This is a genomic window from Nocardia sp. NPDC049149 (genome assembly GCF_043197455.1).
Classification (GTDB): Bacteria; Actinomycetota; Actinomycetes; order Mycobacteriales; family Mycobacteriaceae; genus Nocardia.
This window is the reverse complement of sequence record NZ_JBICTD010000007.1, coordinates 436779-446182: the sequence shown is the minus strand read 5'-3', so window position 1 is coordinate 446182 and position 9404 is coordinate 436779. Positions and strand designations below refer to the sequence as shown.

General features: G+C 69.9%; 3 protein-coding genes. All 3 read right to left on the bottom strand.

The features are described from left to right. Nucleotides 1-7441, bottom strand: a 7441-nt coding sequence (locus tag ACGFNJ_RS29640; RefSeq protein WP_393455245.1) for an amino acid adenylation domain-containing protein, incomplete at its 3' end; no start/stop codon positions are given. Nucleotides 7442-7642: 201 nt separating this feature from the next. Further along, complete coding sequence (locus tag ACGFNJ_RS29635) at nucleotides 7643-8101, bottom strand: AMP-binding protein (RefSeq protein WP_393455242.1); 459 nt, start codon at nucleotides 8099-8101, stop codon at nucleotides 7643-7645. Between the two features lie 164 nt (nucleotides 8102-8265). Further along, entirely contained in the window at nucleotides 8266-9360 is a 1095-nt protein-coding gene (locus tag ACGFNJ_RS29630; protein ID WP_393455239.1) for an ABC transporter substrate-binding protein, read from the bottom strand. Between the last annotated feature and the right edge of the window lie 44 nt (nucleotides 9361-9404).

The following is a 9404-nucleotide window of genomic DNA, read 5'->3' as shown; positions in this document are numbered from 1 at the left end:
GAATCGTGTCGAGCACCACCAGGTAACTCGGCACCATGTACCCGGGCAGCTCGGCGGCCACCCGCACCCGCAGCCGCTCGGTGTCGAGCCGAACCCTCTCCGGTGGAAGCACATACGACACCAGCACGGTCGCGCCAGCAGGCCCGGTGCGGCCGATCGTCACCGCGTACTCGACCTCGTCGTCGCGTGAGAGCACCGCATCGATCTCGCCGAGCTCGATGCGCAGCCCGCGGATCTTCACCTGGAAGTCGCTGCGGCCCAGGTACTCTAGCTCGAGCTCGTCCGCGCGGCCGGGCACCCAGCGCACCATGTCGCCGGTCCGGTACATCCGCTCGCCGGGGACGCCGTAGGGATCGGCGACGAACCGGCTCGCCGTCATCTCGAACCGATTGAAATAGCCGCGCGCCAGCGCGGGCCCGGCCAGATACAGCTCGCCTGCGACGCCGACCGGTACCGGCCGCAGCCAGGTGTCGAGCACCATGGTCGCCGCGCCACGTACCGGGCCGCCGATCGTGATCGGCTCGCCAGCAACGAGTTCGGCGGGCCCGGTGGCCCAGATGCTGAACTCGGTCGGCCCGTAGAGGTTCACCATCCGCCGCCCCGGCGCCCAGCGTTCGATCAGCTCCGGGGTGGCGGCCTCACCGGCCACCGAGAGCACCCGCAGATCGTCGAGGTCGGTGGGCTCCATGGTCGCGAGCGCGGACGGGGTGATCACCGCGTGGGTCACCCGTTCGGCGCGCAGCAGTTGCTCCAACTCTGTGCCGCCGTACACATCCGGCGGCGAGACCACCAGCCTGCCGCCCGCACCGTGCGCGGTCAGCAGCTCGAACACCGAGGCGTCGAAGCTCGGCGAGGCCACCTGCAGCGCACTCGACGTCTCGTCGAGATCGAGCGTTTCCCGTTGCGTGGACACGAGATTGGCGACGCCGCGATGGCTGAGCAGCACCGCCTTCGGCTTGCCGGTCGAGCCGGAGGTGTAGATCAGATACGCCGTCTGGTCGATGTCGATCGGCCCGCCGCGTTCCGCGTCGGTGATGGGCGCATCGGAGACCGTCATGACCCGGCGGATGGTGTTGAGGTCGTCGAGCAGCAGCCAGTCGATGGTGCCGGGCAGCGACTCGCCGAACGCGGTGACCGTCACGCCGATCGGCGCCTTGGAGTCGGTGAGCATGTGCTCGATGCGCTCGACCGGATAGTTCGGGTCCAGCGGCGCGAAGGCCGCGCCGGACTTGGCCAGTGCCCACACCGCCACCACCGATTCCAGCGATCGGGTGAGCGCGAGCACCACGAACACCTCGCGCCCGACGCCCCGCTTCAGCAGCATCCTGGCGAAGCGATTGGACCAGGCGTCGAGCTCGCGGTAGCTCATGGTGAGGTCGCCCGCGCTGACCGCGATCCCGTCGCCGCCGAGTTGCGCTCCCGCGGCGAGGATCTCGGGCAGCGTGCGCAGCGGCAGCGACGCCGCGCCGTGCACCGGCAGCAGCGCGGCACGTTCGGCGTCGTCGCAGTACTGCAGCTGGGAGACCAGCGCGCGCGGGTTGTCGGCGAGCTGGGTCAGCAGCCGCACGAAGCGATCGAGCAGCGGCTGTGCCGTGGCGGGATCGAGCTGATCGGCCATGAATTTCAGGCTGATCCGGAGGGTGTCGTTGCCGTTGCTGCCGCGCAGCGGAATGACCATGAGGTTCAACGGATACGGCGTCGCGTCGGTGCCTTCGACGTCGATCACCCGCATGCCCGCGATGTCGAGCGCCTGCGAGAGCGCCTCGCGGTCGATCGGATAGGACTCGAAAACGGTGAGGGTGTCGAAGAGTTCGGCGAGTCCGACCGCCTGGTGGATGGCGGCGAGCCCGACGTGCTGATGATCGAGCAGCCGTGCCTGCTCGGCCTGCACGCGGGCGAGCAGGTCGACCACCTTCTCGGCCGGGTCGAGCCGCACCCGCACCGGCAGGGTGTTGATGAAAAGGCCGACCATCTCTTCGACGCCTGCGAGCTCCGGCGGCCTGCCGGAGACGGTGCCGCCGAACACCACATCGGTCCGGCCGGTCAGCATCGCGAGCAGCATGGCCCATGCCGCCTGCACCAGCGTGTTGACGGTGGCGCCGGATTCACGTGCCGCGGCCTCCAAACGGGCGACGGCGTCGGCGGACAGCTCGGTCGAGAGCATGCCGGTCTCGGTCGACTCGATGCCTGCCAGGCTCGGCACCGCGCGGGTCGGGGTGTCGATGCCCGCCAGCGATTCCGTCCATGCGGCAAGGGATTCGGCGTTGTTCTGCTCGGCCAACCAGGACAGGAACTCGCGGTAGGAATGCGCGGGCGGCAGCGCGGACGCGTCACCCGAGGTGACGTACAGCGTCAGCAGCTCGCGCACCAGCAGCGGCGTCGACCAACCATCAAGCACCAGATGGTGATTGGTGAGCAGGAACCGGTACGCGTCGGCGTCGGTCCTGACCAGGGTGAAGCGCACCAGCGGCGGGCGGGTGAGGTCGAACCGCGTGCGCGCGTCGAGCGCGATCACCCGGTCCAGTTCGCGCTGCCGCTCCTCGGGGTCCTGGATGTCGGTGAGATCGATGTCCTGCCAGTGGATCTCGGCGTCGGCGAGCACGAGCTGGCGTGGGCCGTCGTCGGTCTCCACGAAGGCGACCCGCAGATTCTCGTGCCGTGCCACCAATGCCGCTGCGGCGGTGCGCAACCGGGTCGCGTCGACGGTGCCCGCCAGGGTGAGCAGCGACTGCACCGTGTAGCCGTCGGCGGTGTCGGAGTCGTACAGCGCGTGGAACAACAGCCCGTACTGCAACGGCGAGAGCGGCCATACATCCGCGAGATTCGGATAGCCGCGCTCCCAGGTCTCGATCTGCGGCTGGGTCACCGGAACGAGCGCGAAGTCGGACGGCGTCCGCCCGCCCGCGCCCGCGGTCTCGGCGTGCGCGGCCAGCGCCCGCAGCGCCTCGTGCCAGAGCTCGGCGAGCCGATCGACATCGGCCGCGTCGAGCAGCCGCGTCGCGTAGGCCCAGGTGACCTCGAGCCCGGCATCGGTCAGCACGGCGTTGATGTCGACCACGGCGGCCAGCGGCGCGCGATCGTCTTGTGTGGACGCGAAGCGTTGCGGCAGCCATGGTCCGGTGTCCGCGCCGGTCGTCGCCCGGCCCAGGTAGTTGAAGCTGAGCTGCGGGGTCGGCCCGTCCGCGAGCGCCGCGCCTGTGCCCGCGTCCAGGTAGCGCAGCATGCCGAAGCCGACACCCTTGTCCGGCACCGCCCTGAGCTGTTCCTTCGCGGTCTTGATCGCGGCGCCCGCCGCGGCGCCGCCCGCGAACGCCTCGGCCAGGTCGATCCCGGTCAGGTCGACGGCCACCGGGTAGACGCTGGTGAACCAGCCTGCCGTGCGCGCGACGTCGGCGCCGGGCACGATCGCGTCCATGCGCCCGTGCCCCTCCAGCGTGAACAGCGTCGCGAAGCGACTCCGTGAGGGGTGGTGGTCGGGCGACGGGTGGGCGAGCGTCGCTGTTCGGCCTCGCCATCGGCTCACCGCCATGGCGAGCGCGGCGAGCAGCACATCGTCTGCGCTGCAATGGAATCGATCGGGTGCCGTGGTGAGCACGGTGTGCGCCAGCTCGGTGGCGATCCGAGTCTCCCGCTGCGCCATGGTCGCCACGACATCGATCGCGGGATCGAGCGGACCCGCGCCGAGTGCCGGGTCCGGTGTTGCCAAAATGCGTTGCCAGAGCGCCAGTTCGGCGGTGCGCTCGCCGGCCTGCGCGGCCTGCCCGTGCGCCCAGCGCCGGAACGAGGTGCCGACCGGAGCGAGCGTGCCGCCGAACGCCGCGGTGGCCAGATCGGGCAGCAGGATGCGCCAGGTGACGCCGTCGGTCACCAGGTGGTGCAGGACGAGCCAGCAGACCGGATCGGCACCCGCGCGCTCGATCAGCACGAACCGCGCGACGACGCCCGCCGCGGGATCGAGCAGATCGGCGGCGTATTGCAAGGCCTGTTCGGTGCTTGCTTCGACATCGGCGCCTGCGGTGCGAACCTCGACCAGGGAGTCGGCATCGACCGAGCCGCGCTCGGCCACCTCCCACATCCAGCCGTCCTCGGTGCGCCGCAACGTCGATCGCAGCAGATCGTGCTGATCGATCAGCGCCTGCACGGCCGCGACCAGCTGCGACCGCGTCATGTCCGCGGGCAACCCGATCAGCACCGCCTGGCTGTACCTTTGCCACGTCGGGCCCTGCGCCAGCATGGCGTGCACGATCGGCGTCAGCTCGACCGCGCCGACGCCGCCGCCGGGCAGCTCGTGCACCACCTGGGCGCGCACCTCGGTGGCGACGGCGGCCAACGCGGCAACGGTCTTGCGCTCGAACACATCTCGTGCGCTGAGCCCGATGCCCGCGGCCTTCGCCCGCGACACCAGCTGGATGGAAACGATGCTGTCGCCGCCGAGCGCGAAGAAGCTCTCGTCGACGCCGACCGTCTCCAGCCCGAGCACCTCGGCGAACAGGGCGGCCAGCGCCTCTTCCTTGGGCGTGGACGGGGCACGGCTGACGATGGTGCGTGCGCCGAAATCCGGTGCGGGCAGTGCCTTCCGGTCGACCTTGCCGAGCGGCGTGAGCGGGATGCTGTCCAGGATCATCACCACGGCGGGCACCATGTAGGCCGGAAGTGTCTCGCCTGCGGCCGCTTTCAACGCCTCCGGGTGGGCTTCGGCGCCGGGCTTCGGTAGCACATAGGAGACCAATGCGGTAGCGCCGGAACCGGTCTCGGCGCCGAGGGTGATCGCGAAGTCCACCTCGGGCTGGCGCTGCAGCGCCGCGTCGATCTCGCCCAGCTCGATGCGAAACCCGCGCACCTTCACCTGGAAGTCGCTGCGCCCCTGGTATTCCAGCTCGAGCCGATCGTGATGCGTGCTCCATCGCACCAGATCGCCGGTGCGGTACATCCGCGCACCGGCCTGGTAGGGATTGGCGACGAATCGGCCCGCCGTGAGCCCGTTGCGCTGGTGATACCCGCGTGCTAGCCCTGGACCCGCGAGATACAGCTCGCCGACCGTGCCCGGCGGGACCGGACGCAACCACGGGTCGAGCACCACCGCGGTGACGCCGCGCACCAGGCTGCCGATGGTGACCGGCGCGCCAGGGACGAGCGCCGCACTCAACGTCGTGGTCACCGTGGTTTCGGTGGGGCCGTAGCCGTTCAGCAGCGTGCGGCCCGACCACTTCGCCACCAGTTCGGGCGGGCAGGCGTCGCCACCGACGATCACCGTGCGCAGGTCGGGCAGCGTGGCCGGATCCAGCGAACCCACCACCGTCGGCGTGACATTGAGATGCGTGACGCGATGCGCGCGCAGCACCTGCGCCATCTCCTCGCCCGCATAGGCCGAGGGCGGCACCACCGCGAGCGTCGCGCCCGCGGCGAGCGTCACCAGGATCTCCTCGACCGAGATGTCGAAGCTCGGCGAGACCGCATGGGCCACTACGGAATCGGCAGTCACGTTGAATCCGGCGCCGGAGCCGGTCGCCAGGTTCGCGAGGCCGCGATGCGCGACGAGCACGCCCTTGGGCAGGCCGGTCGATCCCGAGGTGTAGATGATGTACGCGCCCTGATCCAGGTGCAGCGCAGCGGGCCGCTCGGCGGCGGTGATGGGCGCGGTCTTCCGCGCGGCGACCCGCTGCTCGGTCGCGTTGTCGTCGAGGAGCAACCACTCCACCCGGTCCGGCAGCGACTTTCGCGCCGCCGCGACGGTGACACCGGCGACGACACCGCTGTCGCCGATCATGTGCTCGATCCGGTCGGCCGGATAGGTGGGATCGATCGGCACGAACGCCGCACCGGTCTTGGCCACCGCGATCATCGCGAGCACCGACTCGGCGGACCGGGGGATCGAGATCGCCACCGTGCGTTCGGGTCCGGCGCCCGCCGCAAGCAGCACCCTGGCCAGCTGGTTGGTGTACGCGTCGACCTGTCGATAGGTCAGTGACACCGACTCGGCCTTGATCGCGACCGCGTCGGGCGCGAGTGCCGCACCGGCCGTGAGGATGTCGGGCAACGTCTGGGCGGCGACACCGGCGGGCCCACGCGCGGGCACCAGGAGCGCCTGCTCGTCCGCGGACACCACCGGCACCGTCGACAGCGCCGCTTGCGGTCCCGCGGCGAGGAATTCGTGCAGGAACAGCAGGAATCGCCGATGGTGCGCCGCCAATTCGGCGTCGCTGTACAGGTTTCCGTTGGCCTGGAAGTCGATGTGGGTGCTCTCGCCACCCACCCCCGGGTACAGGTTGACGAACAAGTCGTCGATCAGTCCTGAGGTGAGCACGTGCAGTCGCCCGGTCACCGCGCCGAGTTGAATCCTGGTGTCCACCATCATCAGGTTCACCGACGGCCCGAACGACGCCGCCTCGTCCATCGCCCAGCCCAGATCGCGGACGATGTCCTCCTGCCGGTAGCGCTGGCGCCGCAGCGCACCGGTGAGTTCGCCCTGCGCGGCGTGGATCACGTCGCCGACGGTCGTGCTCGGCGTCAGCCGCAGCCGCAGCGGCACGACATTGGCGATCATCCCGCCGGAACGCCGCAGGATCGCCGTGGTGCGCGCCGAAACCGGAAGGCTCAGAATCACTTCCGGCGCACCCGTCATCGCGGCGAGATACGCGCCGAAGGCCGCGACCACGGTCGGCGCGACACCCGACGACGCCGCCTTCGCGACGGCATCGAGCAGCACCGCGGTCTCCCGCGGAAGAGCGCCTGCGACCCGGCTCGGGTGCGCGTCGACATCGGCGCTGCGCCCGGCCAGGCTCACCGGATCGGCCATCCCGTCCAGATGCGCCATCCAGTGCTCGCGATCGGCGCCGAAGCGATCGGAATTGCGGTACGCCAGATCGGCCTCGACGATCTTGCGCAGATCCTCGGCCTTGGCGGCGGGTGGCTCCTTGCCCTCGATAACGGCGTTATAGAGCTCGCCGGTGCGCTGCACCATGGTCAGCGCGCCCATGCCGTCCAGCACGATGTGGTGGATGCGGGAATACCAGAACCAGCGGTCCTCGGCGATCCGCAGCATCATCACCCGAACCAGCCGGTCCCTGGTGAGCTCCAGCGGCGCTTCGTACTCCGCACGCATCCACGCGTGCGCGGCGGCCTCCGGATCGCGCTCGCCGCGAAAGTCCACCGTGTTCAGGCTGTCGTCCAGCGTGGTGTCCACGAACTGATACGGATGACCGTCGATCTCCAGCAACCGCAGATATCCCGTGCCGAACTCGCGCCCCGCCTGGCGTGCCGCCTGTGCCAGCAGATCGAGGTCGATCGGTCCGCTCAGCTCGACATACTGTGCGATGGAAATCGGGGTGTCGCCCGCTATGTGCTGGGCGAACCAGATCCCGCGCTGGGCTGCCGACAGCGCGAAAGCGCCCTCGGGCAGACCGGCACCGGTCTCGATCGGCGAGGGGGAAGGCTGTTGCATGAAGAGTCCTACATTCTTACCGCCCGCGGCACGCGGAATGACGCCGCAGGCCAGCGCGATAGTGGAAGCACCTGCCGCACAGCTCGCGACAGATTTCATTCTGGACCGATGACGTGTGCGCCGACGGGGTTTGCCGACATGCGTGCTCGGACATGCCGATAGGCGCGCCCGAACGTCATACGTTCGGGCGCGCCTGGTGGTTCACGCGGACTTCGGCAGCGGGTACTCGTCGTTGCGCAGCGGTGCGTCGGAGCCTGCGAGGTAGCGCTGCAGGGTCGAGCGATCGTCCAGCACCAGCCAGTCGATCTGGTCGGTGAGGTCGGCGCGGCGTGCCTTGGTGGTCACGCCGAGCGTGGTGCCGAGCGCGAACATGCCGTCGGTCGCGACCGGCACCGGGGTGCCGCCGACCTTGACGATGGCGCGTTCGGCGACCACCGACTCGATGTCATCGGAGATCGCGAGCGCGACCCGAGTGTCGAGGTTGGCGCCGATCTGCAGCAACAGCCGGGCAAGCCGGTTGGACCAGCGGTCGAGTTCGGCGTAGGTGAGGACACAGTCGGCGGTGGAGACGACGACCGCGTTCGGATCGACCTCGGCCACGGGCTGCGTGAGCGGCAGCATGCGGAGGTTGTCGGCGAGCGAAGCGGTCTTGGTGTCCATGATGTCGTCCTCGAGTCTCGTGTAGAGGTTTCTTGCGTACCTCTAATCTGCTCGTCTGGACGAGACTTCGACAGCAACCCAAGCGCTGGTCGAGCTACCTCCGAGGGTGGGGAAATCTTCACCCCGGGTGGTACCCCGGTATGAGATTCGGTCCGGTATGAGATTCAGTCCGTGACGAACCCGTTGAGCGTGCCGGTGAGATCGGTGAGCAAGGCGCGGGCCGCGGTGAGGCCGTTGCCGTGCCAGACCGTGTCCTCGACGGCGAAGACCCGTTTGTCGCCCGCGGCGCCGAGGTTCTTCCACTGGTCGGTGCGCATCACCGCCGCGCCGTGCTTCTTGCCCTCGTCCCCGGCCAGCAGCACGTAGATCAGGTCGCCTTCGACCTTGGTGGCGAAGTCGTCCGGCGTGACGTTGAACGAGGTGCCCCGCTGCGCCTGCGGGCGCTGCACGCCCATGTCGCCGAGGACCTGGCCCGCGAAACTGTCGCTGCCCTGAACCTGATCGGTGTCCGCGGTGAAGCGGATGAGCGAGGCCTGCGTCTGCTTCGCCGCCATCGCCATCCCCGCGTCGGCCGCCTCGGTGTGGTAGGCGTCCAGCACGGCGTCCGCGGCCTCGCGACGGCCGAGACCCGCTGCGAGAGCGGTGAATTCGGCCTGCCAGCTGTTGCCTGCGCCGACCAGCACGGTGGGCGCGATCGCCCGGAGTGCCTCGAAACTCGCGGTGGCGGTGGGGATGTCGCCGAGGATGAGATCGGGGTGCAGCTCGGCGATCTTGGCCGGGTCCGGCTGGGCGGCCGAGCCGACGCCGGGGATCTTCAGCACGCCGGTGCCGAGATAGGCTGGCTGCGGCCGGGAACCGTCGAGGGTGACCGCGCCGACCACGCGTTCCCACAGTCCGACCGCGCAGGTCGCGTCCAACGCGGAGGTGGTGAGCACGACGATGCGCTGCGGATCCGCGGGCACCTCCGACACGCCCGACGCATGGGTGACGGTCCGTGTGCTGCCGCTGCCCGCGTCGGGTGCGCTCGGCAGCGGGCACGCCTTGCTGGTGTCGCGCTCGAGCCCGACCACGCCGGCACCCGCGATGTTCGTGGTGGTCCGCACGATCGAGCTGGCGTCGTCGGCCGGGGTGCTGCAGCCCGCCGCGACGACGGCGCCGCATAACGCCGCGACCAGGCCGATCCGGCGCGCCACGGGGGCGGGGCCGGATCGAGGGGAGGCTGTGCGGTTCCGGATGCGAACGAAGGCGCTCAGCGGCATGCGGGTGAGGGTACATGCGCGGGCGGGCAACGCAGGGACGTGGC

What these genes read in the sequence shown, in the direction of transcription:
- ACGFNJ_RS29635 (WP_393455242.1), bottom strand. Translation starts at nt 8,101, where the DNA reads ATGGACACCAAGACCGCTTCGCTCGCCGACAACCTCCGCATGCTGCCG.
- ACGFNJ_RS29630 (WP_393455239.1), bottom strand. Translation starts at nt 9,360, where the DNA reads ATGCCGCTGAGCGCCTTCGTTCGCATCCGGAACCGCACAGCCTCCCCT.